At 62.9% G+C, this 23,699-nt stretch carries 22 protein-coding genes; 11 read left to right on the top strand and 11 right to left on the bottom strand.

The window, feature by feature from the left end:
- Positions 1–38: 38 nt before the first annotated feature.
- The 6 genes from kdpC to NCR39_RS21890 all read right to left on the bottom strand — a co-directional run bounded on the left by kdpC (position 39) and on the right by NCR39_RS21890 (position 5,658).
- Positions 39–614 carry a potassium-transporting ATPase subunit KdpC gene (gene kdpC, locus NCR39_RS21915; protein WP_250454169.1) on the bottom strand — a complete coding sequence of 192 codons (576 nt, stop codon included), beginning with the start codon at positions 612–614 and terminating at the stop codon, positions 39–41.
- 31 nt (positions 615–645) lie between these two features.
- Complete coding sequence (kdpB, locus tag NCR39_RS21910; protein ID WP_250454381.1) at positions 646–2,703, bottom strand: potassium-transporting ATPase subunit KdpB; 2,058 nt, start codon at positions 2,701–2,703, stop codon at positions 646–648.
- A 98-nt stretch (positions 2,704–2,801) separates the two neighbouring features.
- On the bottom strand, positions 2,802–4,586 hold the full coding sequence (gene kdpA / locus NCR39_RS21905) for a potassium-transporting ATPase subunit KdpA (RefSeq protein ID WP_250454168.1): 1,785 nt from the start codon (positions 4,584–4,586) through the stop codon (positions 2,802–2,804).
- A complete protein-coding gene (gene kdpF / locus NCR39_RS21900; RefSeq protein WP_250454167.1) occupies positions 4,583–4,678 on the bottom strand; it encodes a K(+)-transporting ATPase subunit F in 96 nt (31 codons plus the stop codon). The genes kdpA and kdpF overlap by 4 nt, the downstream gene beginning before the upstream one ends.
- A 304-nt stretch (positions 4,679–4,982) precedes the next feature.
- Complete coding sequence (locus NCR39_RS21895) at positions 4,983–5,402, bottom strand: organic hydroperoxide resistance protein (protein WP_250454166.1); 420 nt, start codon at positions 5,400–5,402, stop codon at positions 4,983–4,985.
- A 37-nt stretch (positions 5,403–5,439) separates the two neighbouring features.
- Positions 5,440–5,658, bottom strand: coding sequence for a DUF4148 domain-containing protein (locus tag NCR39_RS21890; RefSeq protein ID WP_250454165.1), 219 nt, complete (start codon positions 5,656–5,658; stop codon positions 5,440–5,442).
- Between the two features lie 228 nt (positions 5,659–5,886).
- Here NCR39_RS21890 and NCR39_RS29680 point away from each other — a divergent pair, with 228 nt between their 5' ends.
- From NCR39_RS29680 to NCR39_RS21880, 3 genes are read left to right on the top strand one after another with little or no spacing between them, the layout of a single operon-like run.
- The gene (locus NCR39_RS29680; protein ID WP_284507300.1) at positions 5,887–6,009 is read left to right on the top strand and encodes a hypothetical protein; all 123 of its coding nucleotides are present in this window, start codon (positions 5,887–5,889) and stop codon (positions 6,007–6,009) included.
- Between the two features lie 7 nt (positions 6,010–6,016).
- Positions 6,017–6,757 carry a response regulator gene (locus NCR39_RS21885; RefSeq protein WP_250454164.1) on the top strand — a complete coding sequence of 247 codons (741 nt, stop codon included), beginning with the start codon at positions 6,017–6,019 and terminating at the stop codon, positions 6,755–6,757.
- A 6-nt stretch (positions 6,758–6,763) separates the two neighbouring features.
- Positions 6,764–8,095, top strand: a complete 1,332-nt coding sequence (locus NCR39_RS21880; RefSeq protein WP_250454163.1) for a sensor histidine kinase — start codon at positions 6,764–6,766, stop codon at positions 8,093–8,095.
- Here the strand turns inward: NCR39_RS21880 and NCR39_RS21875 are convergent, their stop codons facing one another.
- Entirely contained in the window at positions 8,096–9,841 is a 1,746-nt protein-coding gene (locus NCR39_RS21875) for a cytochrome c biogenesis protein DipZ (RefSeq protein ID WP_250454162.1), read from the bottom strand. It abuts the gene before it with no gap.
- A gap of 205 nt (positions 9,842–10,046) precedes the next feature.
- Between NCR39_RS21875 and NCR39_RS21870 the strand changes: the two genes are divergently transcribed.
- The 5 genes from NCR39_RS21870 (at position 10,047) to oxlT (ending at position 16,245) form a co-directional block, all read left to right on the top strand.
- Positions 10,047–10,604, top strand: a complete 558-nt coding sequence (locus NCR39_RS21870; RefSeq protein ID WP_250454161.1) for a thioredoxin family protein — start codon at positions 10,047–10,049, stop codon at positions 10,602–10,604.
- 113 nt (positions 10,605–10,717) lie between these two features.
- Positions 10,718–11,740: an SGNH/GDSL hydrolase family protein gene (locus tag NCR39_RS21865; RefSeq protein ID WP_250454160.1), complete on the top strand. Its 1,023-nt coding sequence runs from the start codon at positions 10,718–10,720 to the stop codon at positions 11,738–11,740.
- 568 nt (positions 11,741–12,308) lie between these two features.
- Complete coding sequence (locus tag NCR39_RS21860) at positions 12,309–13,073, top strand: GntR family transcriptional regulator (RefSeq protein ID WP_250454159.1); 765 nt, start codon at positions 12,309–12,311, stop codon at positions 13,071–13,073.
- A 134-nt stretch (positions 13,074–13,207) separates the two neighbouring features.
- Positions 13,208–14,851, top strand: coding sequence for a gamma-glutamyltransferase family protein (locus NCR39_RS21855; RefSeq protein WP_284507299.1), 1,644 nt, complete (start codon positions 13,208–13,210; stop codon positions 14,849–14,851).
- 110 nt (positions 14,852–14,961) lie between these two features.
- On the top strand, positions 14,962–16,245 hold the full coding sequence (oxlT, locus tag NCR39_RS21850; RefSeq protein ID WP_250454158.1) for an oxalate/formate MFS antiporter: 1,284 nt from the start codon (positions 14,962–14,964) through the stop codon (positions 16,243–16,245).
- A gap of 758 nt (positions 16,246–17,003) precedes the next feature.
- On the opposite strand, the gene NCR39_RS21845 is transcribed toward oxlT, so the two are convergent.
- Positions 17,004–18,035, bottom strand: a complete 1,032-nt coding sequence (locus tag NCR39_RS21845; RefSeq protein WP_250454157.1) for an AraC family transcriptional regulator — start codon at positions 18,033–18,035, stop codon at positions 17,004–17,006.
- Positions 18,036–18,466: 431 nt separating this feature from the next.
- On the opposite strand from NCR39_RS21845, the gene NCR39_RS21840 reads away from it, so the two are divergent.
- Both NCR39_RS21840 and NCR39_RS21835 read left to right on the top strand, forming a co-directional pair.
- The gene (locus tag NCR39_RS21840) at positions 18,467–19,300 is read left to right on the top strand and encodes a class I SAM-dependent methyltransferase (RefSeq protein WP_250454156.1); all 834 of its coding nucleotides are present in this window, start codon (positions 18,467–18,469) and stop codon (positions 19,298–19,300) included.
- Positions 19,297–19,473: a hypothetical protein gene (locus tag NCR39_RS21835; RefSeq protein ID WP_250454155.1), complete on the top strand. Its 177-nt coding sequence runs from the start codon at positions 19,297–19,299 to the stop codon at positions 19,471–19,473. Before NCR39_RS21840 ends, NCR39_RS21835 begins: the two co-directional genes overlap by 4 nt.
- Positions 19,474–20,011: 538 nt before the next feature.
- Here the strand turns inward: NCR39_RS21835 and NCR39_RS21830 are convergent.
- On the bottom strand, positions 20,012–20,212 hold the full coding sequence (locus NCR39_RS21830; protein ID WP_250454154.1) for a hypothetical protein: 201 nt from the start codon (positions 20,210–20,212) through the stop codon (positions 20,012–20,014).
- Here NCR39_RS21830 and NCR39_RS21825 point away from each other — a divergent pair.
- Positions 20,205–21,335: a beta-glucosidase gene (locus tag NCR39_RS21825; RefSeq protein WP_250454153.1), complete on the top strand. Its 1,131-nt coding sequence runs from the start codon at positions 20,205–20,207 to the stop codon at positions 21,333–21,335. The two genes, NCR39_RS21830 and NCR39_RS21825, sit on opposite strands and share 8 nt — an antisense overlap.
- 79 nt (positions 21,336–21,414) lie before the next feature.
- On the opposite strand, the gene NCR39_RS21820 is transcribed toward NCR39_RS21825, so the two are convergent.
- Both NCR39_RS21820 and NCR39_RS21815 read right to left on the bottom strand, forming a co-directional pair.
- Positions 21,415–23,016 carry a hybrid sensor histidine kinase/response regulator gene (locus tag NCR39_RS21820; RefSeq protein WP_250454152.1) on the bottom strand — a complete coding sequence of 534 codons (1,602 nt, stop codon included), beginning with the start codon at positions 23,014–23,016 and terminating at the stop codon, positions 21,415–21,417.
- Complete coding sequence (locus tag NCR39_RS21815) at positions 23,006–23,686, bottom strand: MEDS domain-containing protein (RefSeq protein ID WP_250454151.1); 681 nt, start codon at positions 23,684–23,686, stop codon at positions 23,006–23,008. The genes NCR39_RS21820 and NCR39_RS21815 overlap by 11 nt, the downstream gene beginning before the upstream one ends.
- Positions 23,687–23,699: the final 13 nt, after the last annotated feature.

The raw sequence follows: 23,699 nt of genomic DNA, 5'->3' as shown, positions 1-23,699 counted from the left end.
CTTGTGCTCTGCTGATACCTGTTCGGCGAGCTTCCAGTTTAGCGATGAGCCTGATCGAGCGCGAGATTGAGCTTCAGCACGTTGACTCTCGGTTCGCCGAGAAAGCCCAACTGACGCCCGGTGCTCGCCTGCTCGACGAGCGCTTCGACTTGCGCGATGTTCATGCCGCGCGCCTTCGCCACGCGCGCAACCTGATACGCTGCCGCCGCCGGGCTGATCTCGGGATCGAGGCCGCTGCCCGACGACGTCGCGAGATCGACGGGAACGGGCGCGGTGTCGTGCGGATCGGCGTCGCGCAGGGCGGCGATGCGCGCCTTGATCTCGTCGGCGAGCGCGGGATTGATCGGCCCGAAGTTCGAGCCGCTGGAACTGCCCGCGTTATAGGGGTTCGGCGTCGTTGCGGAGAGACGTCCCCAGAAATAGCCGGGCGCATCGAACTGCTGGCCGATGGTCGCCGAGCCTATGACCTTCCCGTCGCGTTCGATCACACTGCCGTTGGCTTCGCGATGAAACGCGGCCTGCGCGAGCGCCGTCACGATGGCGGGATACACGAGGCCGGTCACGACTGTCAGCGCGACGAACAGCACGAGCGCGGGACGCAGCATGTTTTTCATGATGTCGATACCTTCGTTAGATGCAATGTACTCAATGCCAGCCGAGCGCCGCGATGGCCATGTCGATCAGCTTGATGAACGGGAATGGCAACAGAATGCCGCCCAGCCCGAATACCCACAGATTGCGCCTCAGCAACGCCGCCGCGCCCAACGCGCGGTACTTGACGCCCTTCAACGCGAGCGGAATCAGGAACACGATGATCAGCGCGTTGAAGATGACCGCCGACAGAATGGCCGACGAAGGCGACGCGAGATGCATCACGTCCAGCACGCGCAATTGCGGATACGTCGTCGCGAACGCGGCCGGAATGATCGCGAAGTACTTGGCCACGTCATTGGCGATAGAGAACGTCGTGAGCGATCCGCGCGTCATCAGCATCTGCTTGCCGATCTCGACCACTTCGATGAGCTTCGTCGGGTTCGAATCCAGATCGACCATGTTGCCCGCCTCTTTCGCCGCCTGCGTGCCCGTGTTCATCGCGACGGCCACGTCGGCTTGCGCGAGCGCGGGGGCATCGTTGGTGCCGTCGCCTGTCATCGCCACGAGACGGCCTTCGGCCTGATGCGCGCGGATCGTCGCGAGCTTGGTCTCGGGCGTCGCTTCGGCCAGGAAGTCGTCGACGCCCGCTTCGGCGGCGATCGCGGCGGCCGTCAGACGATTGTCGCCGGTGACCATGATCGTCTTGATGCCCATCTTGCGCAGTTCCGCAAAGCGCTCCTTGATGCCGCCTTTCACGATGTCCTTCAACTCGATCACGCCCAATGCGCGCGCGTTTCCGTGAGCACATTCGGCAACGACGAGCGGCGTGCTGCCGCGACGCGCGATGTCGTCGACTTCGCGCTGCACCTCCTGCGGAAAGCGCCCGCCGCGCTCTTCGACATAGCGCTTCACGGCATCGGCGGCACCCTTGCGAATCTCGCGATCCGGCAGATCGACGCCGCTCATGCGCGTCTGCGCGCTGAACGAAAGGAACGTGGCGGCGAGCGATGCCATGTCGCGCTCGCGCATTTCGAAGCGCTGCTTCGCCAGCACGACGATGCTGCGGCCTTCGGGCGTTTCATCGGCGAGCGATGCAAGTTGCGCCGCATCCGCCAGATCGCGCTCGGCCACGCCCGGCGCGGGCACAAATAAGGAGGCCTGACGATTGCCGAGCGTGATCGTGCCCGTCTTGTCGAGCAGCAGCACATCGACGTCGCCCGCCGCCTCGACTGCGCGGCCGGACGTGGCGATCACGTTCGCCTGCATCATGCGGCTCATGCCCGCCACGCCGATGGCGGAAAGCAGCCCGCCGATGGTCGTCGGAATGAGGCACACGAGCAGCGCGACGAGCGCGGTGATGGTCACCACGTGCCCGGACTTCGCCGCTTCCACCGAGAACATGGAAAACGGCAGCAGCGTGGCGGTGGCGAACAACAGGACGAGCGTGAGCGCGACGAGCAGGATGGTCAACGCAATCTCGTTCGGCGTCTTCTGACGCTTCGCGCCTTCGACCATCGCGATCATGCGGTCGATAAAAGCCTCGCCGGGATTGACCGTCACCTTCACGACGATCCAGTCCGACAACACGCGCGTGCCGCCCGTCACCGATGAAAAGTCGCCGCCCGACTCGCGTATCACCGGCGCGGATTCGCCCGTGATCGCGGATTCGTCGACCGAAGCGACGCCTTCGATCACTTCGCCATCGGCGGGAATGACGTCGCCCGCTTCGATCAGCACGACATCGCCCTTGACGAGATCGGTAGACGCCATGATGCGTATGGGCGACTTCGGGTGCGACTCGTTCAGCTTCTTCGCCATCACGTTGTGCTTGGCGCTGCGCAACGACGCGGCCTGCGCCTTCGACCGCCCTTCCGCGAGCGCCTCCGCGAAGTTCGCAAAGAGCACCGTGAACCAGAGCCACAGCGCGATGGCGAGAATGAAGCCCGCGGGCGCTTCCGCCTGCCCTCCAAGCGCGGCGATCCACAACACGGTGGTCAGAATGCTGCCGACGTACACGCAGAACATCACCGGATTGCGCAGTTGCGTGCGCGGCGCGAGCTTCCTGAACGAATCGATGATGGCGGGCTTCACGAGCGCCGGATCGAGCATCGAACGAACCGCCGTGCGCACCTGCCCGAGATTGTCCGGACGATGCAGCGGCGTCGATTGTGTCCCATGAGTTTGATGAGTCATATAGTCCTCGGCGATCAATGGGCTGCAATCATGGTGAGATGCTCGACGATGGGTCCGAGCGCAAGCGCCGGCACATACGTGAGCGCACCGACGAGCAGCAGCGTGCCGAGCAGAAGCACGACGAAGAGCGGGCCGTGCGTCGGCAGCGTGCCCGCCGTGACGGCGAGGCGTTTCTTCGCGGCGAGCGAACCGGCTATGGCGAGCACCGGCACGATGGAACCGAAGCGGCCGAACCACATCGCAATACCGAGCAGCACGTTATAGAACGGCGTGTTCACCGAAAGGCCCGCAAATGCGCTGCCGTTGTTGTTGCCGGCAGAGCTGAACGCATACAGCACTTCGGAGAAGCCGTGCGCGCCCGGATTGGCGATGCCCGCTGTGCCCGCCGCCGTCAGCACGGCGATGGACGTGCCCGCGAGCACGAGCAGCGGCGTCAGCAGAATGGCGACCGACACCATCTTCATTTCGAACGCTTCTATCTTCTTTCCGATATATTCAGGCGTCCTTCCGATCATGAGTCCGGCCACGAACACCGCCAGCAACGCGAACACGAGCATGCCGTAAAGCCCCGATCCGACGCCGCCGAAGACGACCTCACCGAGCTGGATCAGCAGCATCGGGATGAGACCGCCGAGCGGCGTCAATGAATCGTGCATGCCGTTCACGGCTCCGCATGAAGCCGCTGTCGTCGCGACGGTGAAGATGCCGGACTGCGCAATGCCGAAGCGCGTCTCCTTGCCTTCCATGTTGCCGCCCGCCTGCGCAGCGGACGCTTGCGCATCCACGGCCAGCGACGCGAACAGCGGATTGCCGGCCTGTTCAGCCGAAATCTCGCCGATGCACGCAGCGGAGAACGCGATGGTCATGGCAGCGAGCACGGCATAGCCCTGCCGACGGTCGCCGATCATGCGGCCGAACACGACGCACAACGCGGCCGGAATGACGAGCATCGCGAGCATCTGCACGAAGTTGGAAAGCGGCGTCGGGTTCTCGTACGGATGCGCGGAGTTCGCGTTGAAGAAGCCGCCGCCGTTCGTGCCGAGCATCTTGATCGCTTCCTGCGACGCGACCGGTCCCATCGGCAAGGTCTGCTTGTCGGCTTTGACGTTCTGCGTGGCAGCCTTGCCTTGCGTATCGGTCGTGGCGGTCTGATACGTCGTGACTTGCAGCGTCGGCACTTCCTGATACGCCTTGAAATTCTGAATGACGCCCTGGCTCACGAAGACGAGCGACACGACGAGCGCCAAGGGCGCGAGCACATATAACGTCGTGCGCGTGAGATCGACCCAGAAGTTGCCGATGGTCTGCGCCGAGTGCCGCTTGAAGCCGCGAATCAGCGCGATGACCACCGCGATGCCCGTCGCCGCCGAGAGGAAGTTCTGGACCGTCAGCCCGAGCATCTGAACGAGATAGCCGAGCGCGCTTTCCCCGCCATAGTCCTGCCAGTTCGTGTTGGTCACGAAGCTGACGGCGGTGTTGAACGCGGCATCGGGCGTCATTGCGCTCATGCCTTGCGGATTGGCCGGCAGCACGTGTTGCAGACGCAGCAGCGCGTAGAGAAACACGGTCCCCAACGCGTTGAAGAGCAGCACGGCAAGCGCATAGTGCTTCCACGACATCTCGGCATCGGCATCGATACCGGCAATGCGATAAAGCATCGCTTCGACCGGCCGGCCGATCTTGCGCACGACGACAGCGCTTCCATCCAGCACGTTCGTCATATAGCGCCCGAGCGGAACGGCAAGCGCAATCAACACGACGATGAACGCCGCTGTCTGCAGTATCGTATTGGCGTTCATTCGAAATCCTCCGCGCGCAAGAGCGCGTACACGAGGTACACGAGAAGCAGTAGCGTCGAGGCGGCCGCGAGCCACATCATCCATGCGTTCATGCGCGGCCTCCCGTCACGCGGCGGCGCAGGCGTTCGCAGCCGCGCGTGAGCGCCACGCAAAGCCCCCAGAACAGGGCGATGCCGGCGAGGTAAATGAAGTCCATTGTCTTGCGCTCCCTTATGCGGTTCAGGACAGACTGGAGCGTAAGAGAAGGCGCGTGAAGGACGTGCTAAGAATGGGCGCGGGCGTATAAAAATCCCGTAAAGATTGTGTGGGCGATAACGACTTGCGCTAGAACACGAAAACGGCGGCGTGCATGACACGCCGCCGATCCCGATCCATCCGATCATTGCAAGAAGCGCATCAAACGATTGCAATGGTCACGTCGATGTTGCCGCGCGTCGCTTTCGAATACGGACACGTTTGATGCGCGCCTTCCACGATGGCCGCAGCCACGTCGCGATCGATGCCGGGCAAGCTCACCGCCAGCCGCGCACGCAATTGATAACCGCCATCGTTGGTGCCGAGATCGACTTCGGCATCGACGGCCGTATCGGCGGGCAGCCTGATTTGCAGCTTCGCGGCGGCCTTGCTCATCGCGCCGATGAAGCACGCCGACCAGCCCGCCGCGAACAACTGCTCGGGATTGGTGCCCGCGCCGGTCGATCCCGGCGGCGAGAGCTTCACGTCGAGACGATCGTCGGAGCTGCGTGCGTGGCCATCGCGGCCTCCCGTGACATGCGTCTTGCCGGTGTAGAGAACGGTATCGATTGCCTTGGTCATGGTGTCATCCTTCGAGTGTCGTATTTGAATGGGCGATTCAGCTTCCGCGATACAGGCTCGCGAGCGCGGCGATCTGTCCGCTCTTCTGCGCCTGCACGAGTTCGCTGCGCACTTCCGCGCGCGTCTTGCTCATATCGCGATGCGTCTGCTGCGCGACGGACATGGCGGACATGGCGGCGTTATCGCTGACGGCGGCTTGCGCGGCTCCGGCGAAAGCGCTGGCGGCGAGTACGAAAGCGATGATCGAAGTCTTCATGATGTTCCTCTGCGATTAAGGTTGAAGTAGCGGCTTGCAGTGTCTGCTGCCGTTGACGCATTGGAACGCCGCGGTGTATCCGCCATGTTTCAGGAAAGCGGCCCGTTCGAATCCTTATGTATCGTGCGAAACAGCGGATACACTGCGATACAAAACGCTCGCCGCAAGCGTCGAACGCGCGCGCGTTTCGGGCTATAACGCTTCTATCGTCCATGCTGGAGTCATGTCATGAAGCGTATGCTCGCAATCGTCGCCTTTGTCGCGGGAGGACGCGCGGCGGAACTGGCGCATCCGGTGCAATGCCTGCTTGTCAGCTCGGCCCGGGTGCAAATCAAGCGCAAGAAGTCATGAGCGAGCGATGGAAACCACAGACCACGTGTTGATCGTCGATGACGACCGCGGCATTCGCGAACTCCTCGCGACGTATCTCGAGAAGAACGGCATGCGCGTATCGCTCGCCGCGAACGGGCGGCAAATGCGCGCCGCGCTCGAACAAGGCACGCCCGATCTGATCGTGCTCGACCTCATGCTGCCCGGCGAAGACGGCCTCGTGCTATGCCGCGAACTGCGCGCGGGCAAGTTCCGCTCGGTCCCGGTGCTGATGCTCACCGCGCGCAACGAAGAAGCGGACCGCATTCTCGGCCTCGAAATGGGCGCGGACGACTATCTGCCCAAGCCCTTCGCCGTGCGCGAACTGCTCGCGCGCATGCGCTCCGTGCTGCGGCGCACGCGCATGCTTCCGCCCGGCATGCAGGTGACGGAGACCGCGCAATGGCTTGCCTTCGGCGACTGGCGGCTCGATACCACGGCGCGTCATCTGCTCGATGCCGAAGGCACGATGGTCGCGCTATCCGGTGCTGAATATCGCTTGCTGCGCGTGTTCCTCGATCATCCGCAACGCGTGCTCACGCGCGACCAGTTGCTCAATCTGACGCAAGGACGCCAGGCCGATGCGTTCGATCGCTCCATCGATCTTCTCGTGAGCCGCCTGCGTCAACGCTTGCGGGACGAAGCGCGCGAGCCGCGCTACATCAAGACGCTGCGCAGCGAGGGCTATGTGTTCTCCGCCGCCGTGACGCCGCTTTCCGGCGGAGATTGATCGAACATGGATGCATCGACCAAAGCGCCGTTCGCTGCGGCAACATGGCTGCACTGGCCGCGCACGCTCTTCGCGCGGCTCGCGTTGATTCTGCTGATCGGTCTTGCGCTCGCGCAAGCGGCCGCGTTCTGGCTCACGATGACCGAGCGCGATCAAAGCATGACCAACGTGATGACGGGTTACGTCGAACGCGAAGTGGCAAGCTCCGTCGCGCTGCTCGATCATCTGCCGGCCGACGAGCGCGCCGCGTGGCTGCCACGGCTTGCGCGGCGCAGCTATGCGTTCATGCTCGGTCCGGGCGTGAGCGGCGCGCCGCCCGATGCCGCGTTGTCCGAGCGCTTCGCGCAGTCCATCGCGGAAGGCATCGGCAAGCGCTATCCGCTGACGGTGAACATGGTCCCCGGTCATACGGAGCGCTTTCAGGTGCACTTGCGTCTGAGCGATGGCTCGCCGCTCACCATCGACATGCAGCCGATGCAGGGCACGCCCGTGTCCGGCTGGCTGCCGTTCGTGCTCGCGCTGCAACTCGCGGTGATCGTCGCGTGTTGCTGGATCGCGGTGCGGCTCGCGACGCGCCCGCTCGCGCAACTCGCTCACGCCGCCGATACGCTCGGTCCCGATCTCAAAGGCCAGCGCCTGCCCGAGCAAGGTCCGGAAGAAGTCGTGCGCGCGGCGAAGGCGTTCAATGCCATGCAGGACCGCGTCGCGATGTACATGACGCAGCGCATGCAGATACTCGCGGCCATCACGCATGATCTGCAAACGCCCATCACGCGCATGCGCCTTCGCGTCGACGTGATGGACGACGACGCCACCGGCGCGAAGCTGCAGCAGGATTTGCAGGAGATGGAAACGCTCGTGAAGGAAGGCGTGACCTACGCGCGCACGTTGCACGGCACGCAGGAAGCGGCGGTGCGCATCGATCCGGATGCGCTCGTCGAAAGCATCGTCGATGATTACCACGACGCGCGCAAGGACGTGTCGCTCGAAGGACGCATCGGGCATGCGCTTATCACGCGTCCGCAGGCGTTGCGGCGCATCGTCGGCAATCTCGTCGACAATGCGCTGAAGTTCACGGGCGCTGCCGAGATTCACGTCGAAGCCCTGGCCGATGGCGGCGCGCGCGTCTCGGTGATGGATCGCGGCCCCGGCATTCCCGATGAATCGCTCGAAGCGGTATTCGAGCCGTTCGTGAGGCTCGAAGGCTCGCGCAACAGAAGCACGGGCGGCACGGGTCTGGGGCTCGCCATCGCGCGTCAGCTTGCGCGCGCGATGGATGCGAGCCTCACCTTGCATCACCGCGAAGGCGGCGGCCTCGAAGCGCGGCTCGTGCTGTGATCAGCCGAACGTGAACGCGTAGGCGCGCGCGCCGGCATCGAGAAACTCGATCTCGAACGTGCGATCGTCAACGGGTCCGCTTTGCCGCACGAGCTGATACAGACGCGCAGCGGTCACGACGCCGTTGCCGTCGGCATCGATGTCCGCACCGTGCGATGCGCCCGGCGGCTTCCCATCGACCGTGATGCGAATGCGAACCGGCTTGCCGTCGTCGGCGGGCGCGAGCACGAGATGCAGATCGCGCGCATGAAAACGATAGGCAAGACGCGCATGCGAAGCGCTCGCCACGGCCGCTTCCGCGCGTACGTTCCATTGCCCGCCGATGCCCCAGTCGTTCAACGCAAGACGCTGCGGCAGCGCATAAGCTGCGGACGTATCGCGGATCACGCGTTGCGCCGGCGTCGGGCCTTGCGACTCGCCATAACCCAGATACGTTTCGTTCGATGCGAGATGCGCAGGATCGGCGGCCACTTGTGTGCCGCTTGCCTTTGCTGACGCATCGTCGCTTGCCTCGGCCTTTTCGTTAGCTTTCCAAATCAATTGACGAATCGCGCGTTCGGCGTCTTCATAGTTGCCTTCGCCGAAATGGTGATAGCGCACGCGCCCTTCTGCATCGACGATATAGAAAGCCGGCCAATAACGATTGCCGAACGCTTGCCAGATGCGGTAGTCGTTATCCACGGCCACGGGATACGACACGTTCAGATCGCGCAACGCACGCTTCACGTTGGACGTATCGTGCTCGAAGCCGAACTCCGGCGTATGCACGCCGAGCACGACGAGACCGTCATTGCCGTATCGCTGCGCCCACGTCTTCAGATACGGCAACGTGCGCAGGCAATTGATGCACGAGTACGTCCAGAAGTTCACGATCACGACCTTGCCGCGCAACGCATCGCGCGAGAGCGGCGGTGAATTGAGCCATTGCGTTGCGCCATCGAGCGCGGGCAGCTTGCCTTCGACGGGCAGCGGCGGCATCGGCGTCGAAGCGCGAACGATGCGCGGCTTCTGCGTATCGTCGCGTGCGGAGAGCAAACCGACGAGCCTGCTCTCGATGCCATCGGTCGATACGCCTTTCACGAGCGCGAGCACGCGCGTATCCGCACCCGCTGCGATGGTCGCGACGCTCAGCAGCACGAGCGCGCCCATCGCGCGGCGCACATGTTCGCCGAAGCCCGACGATCGCTTGAGCGCGTCGAGCGCACGCTTGCCGAGCGACGATGCCACCGCGAGCGCGAACGCCGCGCCCGTCGCATACGCGGCGAGTGCGGCGCCGGTCTTCCACGTTGCGCCATCGAGCGCCGCGCCCGAGAGAATCGCGCCGAGAATGGGACCGGCACACGGCGCCCACAGCAGCCCCGTCGCCGCGCCGAGCAACAGCGAAGGCGCGATACTTCGCGATGCGTCCTGCGCCTGCGAACGCGCGACGAGCCTGTCAGCAAGCGCCGAAAGCGGACGGGTGATGCGCGTCGCGACGGCGGGCAACATGAGCGATGCACCGAAGAGCGCGAGCATCGCAAGGGCGATCCATCGGCCATACTGGTTGAACTGCGCCGCACTCGCGAGGCCCGCCGCGCCGAGGCTCGTGACGAGCGCGAACGTGCCGGCGAGACCGGCGAGGAGCGGCAGACGATCGGTCAAAAAGGGCCGGTCCGAACGCGCGAAGATGAACGGCACGACGGGCAGAATGCACGGGCTGAGAATGGTGAATGCGCCGCCAAGAAACGCAATGACGATGAGCAGCATGAGAGCCTCCACGCGAATGAACGATGGCCCTTATTTCAAGGCTCGCATGTATCGCGCGGATGTCCGGAATGCGTGCGTTGTGTATCGCAATGTATCCGGCATGTACCGTGATACACGGCGATGCGATCGCCCGCATGACCCGACATAGAGTGGATACAAGGGCGCGCTTCAATGCGTTCGAACATCAATCATCGAGGAGGTCATCATGTTCGGTCGTCTCAGGATCGCAGCCGTCACCGTGGGCATCGCGGCCACCGCTGCAGTGGCGGCGTTCGCATCGGGCAGCGTCTCGGCGCTTGCGCCCGCGGCTATCGCAGTCGGTGCGGATGCGCCTGATTTTCAGGGCATCGACAACTGGTTCAACAGTGCGCCGCTCGAATTAAGCAAGTTGCGCGGCAAGGTAGTGCTCGTCGATTTCTGGACCTTCGACTGCATCAACTGTGCGCACACGCTCCCGTATATCAAGGAGTGGAACGCGCGTTATCGCGACAAGGGGCTGGTCGTGGTCGGCGTGCATTCGCCGGAATTCGCATTCGAGCGCGATACCGGCAATCTCAAGCAGGCGATTGCGCGCAACGGCATTACGTATCCGGTCGCGCAAGACAACCGCTTTGAGACATGGCGCGCCTACGGCAATCAATATTGGCCCGCGCTTTATCTGATCGATCAGAACGGCAAGCTCGTTTATAGCCACTTCGGCGAAGGTCAGTACGCGCAGACCGAGCAGAAGATTCGCGGCCTGCTTGCGCTCGATGCGAAGTGACGCAAGCGCGAAAACCGCATCGCATCCTTCTTGCTTCAGATGAATCGCGTCGCGCGCATGCATCGGCATCAGGCGACGGATCGTAGCGAATCATCCGGTGCCATGGAGGAGCGATGTACCGCACTGCAATCACGTCCCACATTCGTTCTGCAATTCTTACTGCGCTAATTGCAGTGCTTACCGCATGCGGCGGCGGAAGCGATTCGAACAGCAGCAACCCGTCCGCGCCCGCGGGCGGCGTCCATCTGCAAGTCGTCGCGTTCGGCGACAGCCTCTCCGATGCGGGAACGTATGCGCCGATCGCGAGCGTGGTCGGCGGCGGGCGCTTCACGACGAATCCCGGCCAGGTATGGGCGCAGGACGTGGCGCAGTATTACGGCGATACGCTGACGCCCGCGTACACCATCGACATTGGCCATGAACTGCACGCGCAAGGCGGATTCGATTATGCGCAAGGCGGCTCGACGGTCGCGACGCCCGCTAATCAATATCAGTTTCTGACGGACGTGATCGGCAACATACAGATGCCCGTGACGCAGCAGCTATCGAGCTATCTCGGCACGCATGGCAGCTTCAACGCGAATCAACTGGTGCTGGTCTGGGCCGGTTCGAACGACGTGCTTCGCGCGGGCAGTCCGCCTGCGGCGAATACGACCGTCGAGGCAGCCGCCACGACACTCGCGCAGCTCGTCGCGCAGATCGTGCAGAACGGAGCGACGCATGTGGTGGTGGTCAATCTGCCGAACATCGGCATGTCGCCTCAGGGCCTCAAATCGCCCGATGGCGGCGCGAACTACACGCAGCTCGCGCAACGCTTCAACGCGACGCTGAACGCCGGCCTTCAAAGCAATGGCGTGCAAGGCAAGGTCGTTGTCGTCGATTCATACGCGTGGACGACGCAGACCATCGCGAACTATCAGGCCAATGGCTTCGTGGTGTCGAACACCGGACAGGCCTGCGATCCGTCGAAAACGCCACGCGATACGGCGCTGTTGTGTTCGCCCGCGACCTACACCACGTCGAACGCGGACCAGACTTATATGTTCGCCGACGAGTTGCATCCGACCACCCGCATGCACGCACTCTTTGCGCAATACGTGCAGCAGCAGGTCGCGGCGAGCGGACTCGGGCGTTGAATGTAAGCTGAATGAAGCCGCGCCCGAACGATCAGGCGCGTGAGTTCGTCTTGCGCGTCACGTCGTTCGCGACAGCGGATTTCGAACGCGTAAGCGCGAGCAGGCTTTGCTGCAGGCAATAGAGAACGAGCCGCGAGTGTGCCGTTCCCCTTCCGGATTTCGCTTGTCTTGCGAGGCGCTCGCTTTGCGCCTCGATCATCCGATGGCAGTCTTCGATGCGGACATCGACACATTCCATTATTGATGCTGAGTGCATTTCGTGTGAATCCACGTGCGGGGAATTTGACATGCGGTGCTCGTGCAGGTTACGACACGCGCCAGGGTCCAGCGCATTCCTCGAAGAGTTCAGGGCTAGGTTCATATTAACGCGCTTTTGCATCACTTTCAAAAGCAGGGCTTTAGCGCGCCATTCGTCCGCGTTTTCCCCAGAATTGAATACGAATTAAATGCAAGGAATGCGTTAGAGAATGAAAGCGACTCCGCAGTAACTGTCCAACTTACTTCCAGCGTGAACGCCTTTTGATTTCGATTTATTGGCGACACATCTTCCTTTGCTAAGCTGTCCGCCATGCCTGATATCAAACTGACGCGTCCACTCGACGACACTCCCGCTCTCTCTCGGGCCGACCGCGTCTATTACGCGCTGCGCGACGAAATCTTCGACATGCAGCTCTTGCCCGGCGACCGCCTCACGGAAGGCGCGATCGCCGAGCGCTTCGCGGTCTCGCGCACGCCCGCGCGCGAAGCGCTGCAACGCCTGCAAAGCGACGGCCTCATGCGCGGCTATGTGCGCGGCGGCTGGGAAGTCGCGCCCATCGACAACAAGCGCTTCGACGATCTCTATGAAATGCGCCAGATGATCGAGACCTTCGCCGTGCGCAAGCTCTGCGGCGAAGCGGCTCAATCGGTCGAACTGCATCTGCTGCTCGACGCGCTCGACCGCGTGTGGAAGGTTCGGCGCACGCGACGCATTACTGACGGCGGCACGCTCGTCGGACTCGACGAAGCCTTGCATCACGCGCTCGTCGCCGCTGCCGGCAACGACGAACTCACCGCGACCATGCAGCGCGTGACGGACCGCATACGCGTGGTCCGGCGGCTCGATCTCGTACAGGGCGACGGCATCGCCGATACCTACGACGAACATGCCGCGATTCTCGATGCCATCCGCGCCGGCGATGCAACGACGAGCGTTCGACTCGTATCGCAGCACATAGGCGGAAGCCAGTCGAGCGTGCGCGGCCTCACGATGCAACGGCTGCTCGCCGCGCGCACCGAAACGGGGCCGGACGTCGGCGGCCACGCACCGGCAAGGCTTCGGCGCACCATCTGACGGCGTGCGCGGCGCGCTTGCGTTCATCCATCATGCATCGCTAAGAGCCTTGTGCAGCAAGGCCGCTCAGGGTTTTTACCAACGCATGGCACGAATCTGGCATTGAAGGCTTTCGTTGTATACAAGGAAACGTCATGCCTCTCGAAGTCACTGCAACACACGCGCCGATCAAGGCGAACACGTTGAACCCCACGCGCGGCATGCGCGGCATGGCGGTCGCGCCGCATGCGCTCGCGTCGCAAAGCGCGCTCGCCGTGTTGCGTGAAGGCGGCAATGCGGTCGAAGCGATGATCGCGGCGGCATCGACCATCGCGGTGGTTTATCCGCACATGAACAGCATCGGCGGCGACGGCTTCTGGCTCATCGCGCGGCCGGGGCATGCGCCCATCGGCATCGAGGCATGCGGCGCGGCGGCGATGCGCGCGGACATCGACACGTATCGCGCATTCGGCTTCGATGCGATTCCCACGCGCGGCCCGCTCGCGGCAAACACGGTGGCGGGCACCGTCTCCGGCTGGGACTTCGCGCAGCGCTTCTCGAAGGGCGCGCTCGGCGGAAAGCTGCCTGTCGCGCGCCTGCTCGAAGATGCGATCCACTATGCGAAGCACGGCATTCCGGTGACGCGCAGCCAGGCCGATTGCATCGCGTCCAAGCGCGGCGAACTGCAGCATGTGCCGGGCTTTGCGCAGACCTTCATGCCCGACGATCGCGCGCCGCAAACAGGCGAACGCTTCGTCAACGCGCGCCTTGCCGCGACGCTCCAGCAACTCGCCGATGCGGGTCTCGACGACTTCTATCGCGGCGATCTTGCGCGCAGCATCGCGAAGGATTTGTCGTCGATGGAAACGCTCATCACGCTGGAAGACCTCGAACGTCATCGCGCGCGCGAACGCACGCCGCTCGAACTGAAGCACACGCTCGGCACCGTCTACAACATGCCGCCGCCGACACAAGGTCTCGTTTCGCTGCTGATTCTCGGCGTGCTCGATCGCGTGCTGAAGGACGACATGGACCCGCTCGGTCCCGAGTTCGTGCACGCATGCGTCGAGGCGACGAAGCTCGCGTTCAAGATTCGCGACGAGCATGTCACCGATCCGGACCACATGCGTATCGATCCCGTCACGCAACTCGATCCCGCCGCGCTCGATGCAATGGCGCAACAGGTGTCGATGTCGAAGGCCGCATCGTGGGGCAAGGGACGCGGTCCCGGCGATACGGTCTGGATGGGCGTGATCGATGGCGATGGCGTCGCGGTGAGTTTTATTCAGAGCATCTATCACGAGTTCGGCAGCGGCGTCGTGCTGCCCCAATCGGGCATCAACTGGCAGAACCGCGGATGCAGCTTCTCGCTTGATGCGTCGTCGCTCAATCCGTTGATGCCGGGACGCCGCCCGTTTCATACGCTGAATCCCGCGCTCGCGCAGTTCGCCGATGGCCGCACGATGGTCTACGGAAACATGGGCGGCGATGGCCAGCCGCAATCGCAGAGCGCCGTGTTCTCGCGCATCGCGCGTTTCGGCTGGAACCCGCAGGCCGCGATCGATGCGCCGCGCTGGCTGCTCGGCCGCACATGGGGCCAATCGACCGATTCGCTGAAGCTCGAAGCGCGCTTCCCGGCGCAGACCATCGACGCATTGCGCGCGCTCGGCCACGAAGTCGAAGTGCTCGCCGCCTACGACGAAGCGATGGGTCATGCCGGCGCAATCGTTCGGCATCCTGATGGTTCTTTCGAAGCGGGTCACGATCCGCGAAGCGACGGCGCCTGTGCAGGGTTCTAGCGCTTAAACACCGCATCACGCACGAAGTTGCAAAGTCATCCGGTTCGGCATTCGTCGGGGCCGGAGGGCGGCGCTCATCCATTTTTATCCGAATCATCCGGGGAAAGCACATGAACACACGCACCCAAACGCTGCACGACGATGCCTCGATCTCGCCTGCCGTGGCCGCCCATAACCGCTGGCTGCAACTCGCACTCGGCCTCGTCTGCATGATGGCGATATCGAGCCCGCAATATGTATGGACGCTGTTGACGAAGCCGCTGTCCGCGAAGCTCGGCGTGCCGCTGCCTGAATTGCAAGTGACGTTCTCGTTGCTCATCATTCTCCAGACGTTCTTCTCGCCGTTTCAGGGCAAGCTGATCGACCGCTTCGGCCCGCGCCTTCTGATCTCGCTCGGCACGGTGATGTCGGGCCTGAGTTGGGTGCTCGCATCGATGGCGACGAGCACGTCGATGCTCTATCTCACGTATGGTCTCGTCGGCGGTCTCGGCACGGGCATCGTGTATGTGGGCGTCGTCGGCCTGATGGTGCGCTGGTTTCCCGACCGGCGCGGCTTCGCGGCCGGCGCGGTCGCGGCGGGCTACGGCATGGGCGCGATCGTGACGACGTTCCCCATCACCGCATCGCTGGCGTCGCGCGGCATCGATGCAACGCTGTGGATCTACGGCATCGCGTTCGCGGTCGTCGGCTTCGTGGCGTCGCAGGGCTTGCGCACGCCGAATGCCGTTACGCCGATGAAGGCTGCGACGCTCGCCGCTGCATCGAACGTGCCGAATCTGCGCCCGTCGCAAATGATGAAGTCGCCGCTCTTCTGGCTCATGTTCGCGATGATGACGATGATGTCCACCTCGGGCCTCATGGTCACGTCGCAGATGGCGACGTTTGCCGCCGACTTCGGCATCACGAAGGTGATGGTGTTCGGCATGGCCGCGTTGCCGCTCGCCCTGACCATCGACCGCTTCACGAACGGCCTCACGCGTCCGCTGTTCGGCTGGGTGTCGGACCGTTTCGGCCGCGAAAACACGATGTTTTTCGCATTCGCGCTCGAAGGCGTTGCCATGGCGCTGTGGCTCATGACGCGCGAGAACGCCGTGCTTTTCGTGCTGCTCTCGGGCGTGGTGTTCTTCGGCTGGGGCGAAATCTTCTCGCTGTTTCCGTCGACGTTGACGGATACGTTCGGCACGCGCCACGCCACCGAAAACTACGGCTGGCTGTATATCTCGCAGGGCATCGGCTCGATCTTCGGCGGACCGCTCGCTGCGTTGCTGCATCAACATGCCGGTAGCTGGACGCCGGTGTTCGCATCGGCGATCACGCTGGATATCGTCACCGCCGTGCTCGCCCTGTTCATGCTGAAGCCGATGCGTGCGCGTTTTCTCGCTGCGAATCGCTGAGCTTGACTTTTGACTTCGTGCAAACGGCTTGTGCAGCGTGATCGGCAAGTCGCGCATGGATCGCGGCGCGAGCGGGCGCTTGTCCCAGTTGAAGCGCGCCAGGCGCGTGCATGTCGGCGGGTGTCGGCGGGTGTCGGCGCTGCCTGTGACTGTTTTGCTTGTGTTCGTGTCGGTCTATTAGTGCGCCCCTCCCCGGGGCGGGGGTCACTTTCTTTGCTGCTGCAAAGAAAGTAACCAAAGAAAGCAGCTTTCTAGGCCCAAAGCACGCCATGCGTGACTACCCTGTAGAACCACGTTGGCACTCAACTTGAATCAACCTTGGATCACCTTCCACGCCCACTGAGCGCCACGTCCTCCGAGCCCTACGGCTCGTTAACACCAACTGACACCAACGCACTTTTTCCCCTCCATGCGCCGTCCATGCAATACGCAAGTCAATGCTCACGTCCTAAGAGCGCTGTCGGGTTCCCGACGTCTGTGAACGCACGGAGGCGAGTGAGTCCAGTTGGTGTTGTCGAGCCCGGGGGCTCGCATGGGGTGGCGCTCAGCGGGCGCGGAAGGTGATTCAAGGTTGATTCAAGCTGAGTGCCAACGTGGGTCTACGGAGCGGCCAGAGAGTCAGTGCTTCGGGCCTGAAAAGCTGCTTTCTTTGGTTACTTTCTTTGCAGCAGCAAAGAAAGTAACCCCCGCCCCGGGGAGGGGCGTGCTAATAGACCGACGCGAATAAAAGAAGGAGATATCGCTGAACGAGCAGAACCTCATGAAACGGCCCATGCGTGCGAGCACGCATCAGACCCCGGCACATGCCCATCAAAATCCCGGCGGCTACGCCGCCATCCCGCCGGCGGCATCCCGAACTCCCGCTTGAAAGCGCGATTGAACGCCGCCTCCGATTCATACCCCACCTGCTCCGCGACAGCGGCAATCGACATCGTCCCGTGCCGCAACTCCTGCGCCGCAATCTGCAATCGCCAACGCGCGAGATACTGCATCGGCGGTTGCCCAAGCAATTGCGTAAAGCGCTGCGCCAATCCCGATCGCGATAAACCCACTTCACGCGCCAGCTCATCCACCGTCCAGTCATGCGCCGGACGCGCATGCAGCACCGCAAGCGCACGGCCCACGAAACGATCGCCCACGCCCGCAAGCCATCCCTTGCGATCCGCCGGCAACGCATCGACGCAACGCCGCACCGCCTCCACGAACAACAGCTCCGATAAGCGCGCCAGCACAATCGCACTGCCCACGCGCCACTCGGCCGCCTCGACCGCAGCAAGACTCAACGACGATTCGAGCCACGCCGAACGCGGATCGTTACGCATATCGACCTTGAAAAGACGCGGCAGCACCGATAACACCGGATTGCTCAACGTGTCGTCGCTCGCAAGAAAGCCGCAGATCACACGCGTGCGCGGCTCGCCGCCACCACCGTAACTCAGCTTCATCACGTCGCCCGGCGTGGTCTTGAGATAGTGCGCCATCATCTCTGCCGCCGGCGCAGGCGCTATGTCCAGCGAACTGCCCATCAAATGCGGCTCGCCTTGCGGCACCACGAGCAACTCACCGGCATCGACACGGATCGCGGAAGAAGGATCGTCGATAAGACGCGCCATGCAGCTTCCTTCCGTGATGAGGTGATACGACACGATGCGCTCCGCACGCGGCAGAAACGCCGCGCTCAATTCCTGCGAAGCCTGACCCACGACACACCACGGCGCTGTGAAGTCGCCGTTTAGATACACCGCCCCGCTCAAACGCACGAGACGAAGAACGTTCGATAACGCATCCATGGCGCCGGCCCGCAAATTTGGCGTCCTTCACAAATTTTCTGGACGCACGGTCATTCATTGTTCCGCCTTGCGTGCCGATACTAGCACTCACGCAAAGTCCCAACAACGCACTCGCCAACGCGAGACCGATATGAATCACGCAGACGTTTATCGCAGTCGATGCCTCTGCCGCGCAGTGCTTTTCACGTTGAACGGCGCGAGTGACATCGGCGCTTACAACACGTCGCCGCATGGCTCGCGTCATTGGTGCAAGTCTTGTGGTGGCTGTCTGTACACGGAAGGCATGAGCGATCTTCGCATCGGCCATCGCTTGTCATAACGCATTCGCAATGTGCCCGTTCGCCGCGCGGGCCGTTCGCATCGCAGTGTCGCGGCGCCCCATGAACGTGCACCGTCGCCGTTCGCTCAACGTCCGCTATCAGGAGTGTGTCATGTCCGCTGTCGATTCCGCCCTCTCGCCTTCCATCGATCTCGCCGCCGTCAAGGTCCGCCAGCAAGCCGCCTGGTCGACGGGCAACTATGCCGTCGTCGGCACGACATTGCAGATCGTCGGCGAAAGTCTTTGCGAAGCGCTCGATCTGCGCGCGGGCAGCCGCGTGCTCGATGTCGCGGCGGGCAACGGCAACGCCACGCTCGCCGCCGCGCGCCGCTGGTGCGATGTGACATCCACCGACTACGTGCCCTCGTTGCTCGATGCAGGACGCGCACGCGCCGACGCCGAAGGTCTCGCCGTGCAGTTTCAGGAAGCGGACGCCGAAGCGCTGCCGTTCGCGGATGCATCGTTCGACGTGGTGCTCTCCACGTTCGGCGTCATGTTCACGCCGAATCAGCAGCAAGCCGCCGACGAACTCGCGCGCGTCTGCAAGCGCGGCGGCAAGATCGGCCTCGCGAACTGGACGCCCGAGAGTTTCATCGGCCAGGTGTTCAGGACGATAGGCAAGTACATGCCGCCCGCGCCCGGCATGATGTCGCCCGCACTGTGGGGCACGAAGGCGCGGATCGAAGAACTGTTCGGCGATCGCGCGCGCAGCATGGCCGCGACGAGCCGCGAGTTCGTGTTCCGCTATCGTTCGGCCGCGCATTTCATGGACGTCTTCCGCACCTACTACGGGCCGATGAACAAGGCATTCGCCGCGCTCGAAGGCGAGCGGCAGGCCGCGTTCATCGACGACCTGATGACGTTGATCGAGAGCCGCAACCGGTCGGGCGACGCGACGCTCGTGCTGCCGAGCGAGTACCTCGAAATCGTCGTGGAGCGATCGTGATTACGGTCAGACGCCTGATTGCGACCTGCCCCGAGTGCGCGTTGCGCCTGTGGTCGTCGGCCTGCCTGTTTCGCCTTCGATACGGCTCGGGACTGCTCGCGCTGCCGCTGTGCTCGTCGGTGTGTTTCTTCGGCTTGCGGCTCGTGCTCTCGGCGGTGGGCGTTTCGGTTTAGCGCGCAAATTAATTAATAAATGGGCTTCGCCGAGTTCGCGTGCGAGGCGAAGCCCGGCAAAAAAGACCTTGTCCCGAATACGGTTCTATTCATCATTTAATCAGATTAAATACTTATTATCGTATCAATCAAGGAAATAATTGCTAATGGGGATCGGTAATGTATGCGCATTACGGTCATAAATCACCGAGGGATTACCCGCCACAGCCTCTGAGCGCAACCGCCAAAATTTTTTTTTCATTCATTTGTCTGTCCAGACGCGCATTTATTTCCACGCAAACGTTGACCGTTACATACCGTTACGGGTTTTTTCATACGGTAAGAAGTGGTGAGCGTTTAACATGTTCTTCGTTCAGCCGGTAAAACCGACTGACATACGCGTCCATCAATCAGCGGCGCATTGGCTGATTCGCCTTTCCTCTCCCTGCGGTTCAAATCGTGGGTCCCACTTAATCGGGCACTCGGGGAAACCTTTTTTCGGCGATCAGGAACGGCAGACGTTTATTCAATTCCCAATGAAGAAAAAACATTTCATCGTTTACTCGGTTTTCGCAAGTTCCTTAATCCTTTCCGCATGCGGCGGCGGCGCAGACAACGCCCCGTCCAGCGTCAACAACAGCGCGACCGATCCCGCCGCGGTTGCCAATGCCGCCACGAAGCCAGCGTCGGCAAACGGCACGACGATTCCGTCCGGCACGTCGATCGTCGATTCCTCCGGCGCGACGTGGACGGTGACCAACGGCGTGATTTATCGCGCGGGTCAGAAAGCCGGCTTCTCGGCGTCCGTCACGCTGTTGCTGTGGTACAGCGGCAAGATCTATCAGCAGAACGTGAACAAGCTGTGGTGGGTGTGGGACAACAACACGTGGGCCGTTTCGAGCGATCCGCGCTCGACGACCGCCGCTGCCTCGACCTCGAAGCCCATTCCGTTCTTCGGCGTCAACGCGCACTACATTCAGGGCGGCGTCTATTCGTCGATCCCGCTCGCCACGCAGTCGGCGTCCATGGTCGACCTCGGCCTCACGAGCGTGCGTCAGGACGTGTACAGCAACGCGCAGATCGACATCCTCGCGAACCAGGTCATGCCCAACGTCGGCACGAAGGTCAACGTGATGCCGCTCGTCATTCCGCATCCGTGGATGGACCCGTCGCTGAACGGCCGCACGCCGACCGAATCGTCCGCTTACACGTACGCCTACAACATGGCGGCTTATGCGGCGACGAAGTTCAAGGGCGTGCCGGTCGTGGAGTTCGGCAACGAATACGACATCGACAACCACAACCGCCCGGTCGCGAACGACGGCGTGAACGTCTCCGACTACGACAACACCACGTGGCCGATCTGGCGCGGCGCGATGCGCGGCTCGTACGACGGCTGGCGCTCTGTCGACAAGACCGGCCAGACGAAGATCATCAACACGGCATCGACGGGCTTCCTCTATCTCGGCTGGTACAAGGGCATGCTGACGGGCACGCAGCCGGACGGCTCGACGGGTCACCCGAAGGTGCAGACGGACATCATCCAGTTGCACTGGTACTCGGACGGTCTCGATCCCGAGAACACGTGGGGCAAGGACGGCACGAACTACAACGTGCTCAAGATCTTGCACGACGCGTATAACCTGCCGATCATGTTCACGGAAATCGGCATCAACGCGGACTACTCGACGTCCATGGCGCAGGCATATATCGCGAAGACGATTCCGGAACTGTATGCCGCGCGCAGCACGTATAACGTGATCGGCTTCAACTGGTACGAGCTTTACGATGATCCTAGCGGAACGTACGGTATCCTGACGAATGGCGGCGGAACGAAGCCTGTCTATTCGGCGATCAAGTCGGCAGTGGCGGCATCGCACTAAGGCTTGGAGTCGTTGAGTTGTTAGCTTAGGTGTATCAGGCGGAACGCGATTGCGTTCCGCTTTTTTTTCGTCGTCGCCATCAAGCGATCAGCGCTTCGACCAGTTCGTTGAGCGGCACGGGCTTCACGAAGTGGCGTTCGAATCCGGCGTCGGACGAACGTCGGCGGTCTTCGGCCTGGCCATATCCCGTCAACGCGAAAAGCCGCAGCGCGTCGTCCTTTTGCTGCAGCCGCAGCGCCGCGGCCAACTGATAGCCGTCCATGCCGGGCAAGCCGATGTCGAGCACGGCGAACGCCGGACGAAACTCCGCTGCGACTTCGAGCGCCGTCTGCGGCGCGCTCGCCGTTGCTACATCGAACCCGACTTCCACGAGAAACGCTTCCATCGAGAGAAGGCCGTCTTCGTTGTCGTCGACGAGCAATACGCGGATACCGTTTCCCTCGGGAAGCGATGGCGCGGTCTGCAACGCGTCGGCGGGCATCAGCGTCTGCGGGGCGATGGGCAACTTCACCACGAAGGTCGATCCCTTTCCCGGTCCGTCGCTCGTCGCGGTGACGGTGCCGCCGTGCAGTTGCACAAGATTCTTCACCAGCGCGAGGCCAATGCCCAATCCGCCCTTCGCACGGTCGATGGTGGTCCGCCCCTGCTCGAAGATCGTGAAGAGCCGGGGCATCAGATCGTCGCCGATACCCGCGCCGTTATCCGACACCGAAACGACGATCTCCGTCGCGTTCGTCACCGCTTCCACGCGGATATGGCCGCCCGCATCGGTGTATTTGGCCGCGTTGTTGAGCAAGTTGCCGAAGACTTGCGTGAGCCGCGTGAGATCGGCCGAGATGAGCGCGCCGTCGTCGGTCACGCTCAGCGACAAGGTTTGTCCGCGCTGCTCGACCAGCGGACTCGCGGCCTCGATGGCGCGCGTCAGCACCGAGCCGATCCGCACCGTTTCGAGATGCAGTTCGATGGAACCGCGCGTGATGCGGCTCACGTCGAGCAGATCCTCGACGAGGCGCGACAGATGCGACACCTGCCGCTCGATGATGTCGTGATACTTGTCGGACGCCCCGCCGCGATGCTTGCGCATGAGCCCGAGCGCGGTCGTGATCGGCGCGAGCGGATTGCGAAGCTCATGCCCGAGCATCGCGAGGAATTCGTCCTTTGCGCGGCTGGCCGTCTCGCGTTCGTGCGTGGCGCGCGCCGCCTGCAGACCCGTTGCAGCGAGCGATGTCGCCGCGCGCAGAAACGCGAGGTCCGTCACGGACGGAAACGACGGATCCGCCGAGCCGAACCAGACGCTGCCCTGACCGGCGGTGTATCCCATGCTCATGCGCACCATTCTCTGCGCACCGGCCGGCGTCGCCTGAAGCACGGGACGCGGGCCGATGGGCATGCGCCGCCATGCGTCGATCGCCGGCTCCCATGCAAGACGAACGTCCGCGGTGGCATCGGCTTCGTGCAGACGCAGCGTGTCGAATGCGGGCGCATCGGGAAGCAAGGGCACGTAGGCATAGCAGACATCCAGACGGACGATCCGCTCGACGGCCTGCGTCATCAGTTCGATCACCGTCCGGGCATCGCGCCCGGCCCACAACGCCGGCAGCGCCAGAAGGCCCATGAGGTCGCGCAGGCTGCGTTCGGCCGCTTCCCGCGACAACGCATCGGAGCCAGACTCAGCGGCCATTCTCTTGAACGATTGCGGCCGGCTCGCTCGCGGCTTCATCGCACGGAGCGGCTTCCGATGTTCGCCTGCGCTTGAGTTCCTGCACCATCTCGGACGGCTGCGTGAAGAACGGATTCTCCTGCACGACACCGTTGATGAGCGTCATCGGATGCGTGCGCAGCAGGTCCATCAGCATGGAGCCGGAGAGCTTCGCGATGTCGTACACGCAGACGGCGGGCTGCCGGTTGCGCTCGAGCACTTCGTTCACTTCGGCTTCGTATTCGATGAGCTTCGGCGTGGCCGCCGTGTCCTCGAACACCCAGTCCATGTTGCCCATGATCCGCAGGCGCGAAAAGCCCGCATCGCGGCCGCTTCCCGTCAGGCGTTCGACGGCGGCGAGCATCCGGTCCTTGTCGAACACGCCTTCTTCATCCAGATACGCGTCACGCCACGAAACGAGTTCGAGCTGACCGCACGCCTCGCAATGTGCGGCATCGATGCCCGAAGCCGTCAGCCGCGCGCGGTGATCCGCCAGCAACGCGGGATCCACGATGTGCATGTTCTTTTCGCCGTTATCGATCGCCTCCTTGAAGAAGGGACTCAGCGTTGCGTACTCTTCGTCGCGGCTGTTGAAGAATGCACAGACGTGATAGGCCTCGAGCGGGGTGCCGGCCAGTGTGGGCGGTTGCATGGAATGGTTTCTC

It is taken from the genome of Caballeronia sp. ATUFL_M2_KS44, from assembly GCF_023630965.1.
Classification (GTDB): domain Bacteria; phylum Pseudomonadota; class Gammaproteobacteria; order Burkholderiales; family Burkholderiaceae; genus Caballeronia; species Caballeronia concitans.
The sequence above is the reverse complement of the archived record's forward strand: the minus strand, read 5'-3'. Positions and strand labels throughout refer to the sequence as shown.

Excerpts from the sequence above, each read along its gene's own strand:
- kdpC (WP_250454169.1), bottom strand. The coding sequence starts at position 614 with ATGAAAAACATGCTGCGTCCCGCGCTCGTGCTGTTCGTCGCGCTGACA.
- kdpB (WP_250454381.1), bottom strand. The coding sequence starts at position 2,703 with ATGCTCGATCCGGCGCTCGTGAAGCCCGCCATCATCGATTCGTTCAGG.
- kdpA (WP_250454168.1), bottom strand. The coding sequence starts at position 4,586 with ATGAACGCCAATACGATACTGCAGACAGCGGCGTTCATCGTCGTGTTG.
- kdpF (WP_250454167.1), bottom strand. The coding sequence starts at position 4,678 with ATGAACGCATGGATGATGTGGCTCGCGGCCGCCTCGACGCTACTGCTT.
- NCR39_RS21895 (WP_250454166.1), bottom strand. The coding sequence starts at position 5,402 with ATGACCAAGGCAATCGATACCGTTCTCTACACCGGCAAGACGCATGTC.
- NCR39_RS21890 (WP_250454165.1), bottom strand. The coding sequence starts at position 5,658 with ATGAAGACTTCGATCATCGCTTTCGTACTCGCCGCCAGCGCTTTCGCC.
- NCR39_RS29680 (WP_284507300.1), top strand. The coding sequence starts at position 5,887 with ATGAAGCGTATGCTCGCAATCGTCGCCTTTGTCGCGGGAGGACGCGCG.
- NCR39_RS21885 (WP_250454164.1), top strand. The coding sequence starts at position 6,017 with ATGGAAACCACAGACCACGTGTTGATCGTCGATGACGACCGCGGCATT.
- NCR39_RS21880 (WP_250454163.1), top strand. The coding sequence starts at position 6,764 with ATGGATGCATCGACCAAAGCGCCGTTCGCTGCGGCAACATGGCTGCAC.
- NCR39_RS21875 (WP_250454162.1), bottom strand. The coding sequence starts at position 9,841 with ATGCTGCTCATCGTCATTGCGTTTCTTGGCGGCGCATTCACCATTCTC.
- NCR39_RS21870 (WP_250454161.1), top strand. The coding sequence starts at position 10,047 with ATGTTCGGTCGTCTCAGGATCGCAGCCGTCACCGTGGGCATCGCGGCC.
- NCR39_RS21865 (WP_250454160.1), top strand. The coding sequence starts at position 10,718 with ATGTACCGCACTGCAATCACGTCCCACATTCGTTCTGCAATTCTTACT.
- NCR39_RS21860 (WP_250454159.1), top strand. The coding sequence starts at position 12,309 with ATGCCTGATATCAAACTGACGCGTCCACTCGACGACACTCCCGCTCTC.
- NCR39_RS21855 (WP_284507299.1), top strand. The coding sequence starts at position 13,208 with ATGCCTCTCGAAGTCACTGCAACACACGCGCCGATCAAGGCGAACACG.
- oxlT (WP_250454158.1), top strand. The coding sequence starts at position 14,962 with ATGAACACACGCACCCAAACGCTGCACGACGATGCCTCGATCTCGCCT.
- NCR39_RS21845 (WP_250454157.1), bottom strand. The coding sequence starts at position 18,035 with ATGGATGCGTTATCGAACGTTCTTCGTCTCGTGCGTTTGAGCGGGGCG.
- NCR39_RS21840 (WP_250454156.1), top strand. The coding sequence starts at position 18,467 with ATGTCCGCTGTCGATTCCGCCCTCTCGCCTTCCATCGATCTCGCCGCC.
- NCR39_RS21820 (WP_250454152.1), bottom strand. The coding sequence starts at position 23,016 with ATGGCCGCTGAGTCTGGCTCCGATGCGTTGTCGCGGGAAGCGGCCGAA.
- NCR39_RS21815 (WP_250454151.1), bottom strand. The coding sequence starts at position 23,686 with ATGCAACCGCCCACACTGGCCGGCACCCCGCTCGAGGCCTATCACGTC.